The 623-nt window shown below is 68.1% G+C and carries 1 protein-coding gene; it reads right to left on the reverse strand.

The genetic code is table 11. The features are described from left to right. The coding region (locus A9D60_RS06465; protein ID WP_175392906.1) for a cation:proton antiporter domain-containing protein at positions 1-623 on the reverse strand (623 nt) is incomplete at both ends.

Consider the following 623-nt stretch of genomic DNA (forward strand, 5'->3'; position numbering starts at 1 on the left):
GCGCCTGCAGCCGGGCGGATTACGGCAATCAGCAGCAGCGCAATCAGCGCCAGCGGCAGCGACAGGTCCTGCAGGATCAGCGGCAGCGCGTTCCCAAGTGCCACCAGCAGCAGCGCCGTCAGGGCGTGCTCGATGGTTTCACAGAAGTCATGCAGGCGGCGGTGGAAGCGGTGCTCGCTCTCGATCCGGCGCAGCGTCAGCCCCATGGCGGCGACGGCAATGAAGCCGTATCCCTCCACCAGCTCAGTGGAGCCGTAGCACAAGAGGACTCCCGCCAGTGCAACCACGCCGGAACCGGTGTTGGCAAGGGCGCTGTGGCCGGGAAAGTTGAACAGCACCTGCGCCAGCACCCAGCCGCCGCAGATCCCCATCGCGGCGCCGGCGGCAATCCGGTAAACCACGTCTATAGCTGCCCACTGCAGCAGCCAGCCCTGCGGGTCCAGCCCCTGCAGCGCGACGATCAGGCCCAGGTAGACAAAGGGAAAGGCCAGCCCGTCGTTCAGCGCGGCCTCAGTCGTGAGGGTGAAGCGGACCGGGTGCTCGCCGCCTTCCATCGGCGGGCCGACCTGCACATCGCCTGCCAGCACCGGATCGGTGGGCGCCAGAACCGCCCCCAGCAGGAT

The sequence above is a fragment of the Leisingera sp. JC1 genome (assembly GCF_001679925.1).
Taxonomy (GTDB): Bacteria; Pseudomonadota; Alphaproteobacteria; order Rhodobacterales; family Rhodobacteraceae; genus Leisingera.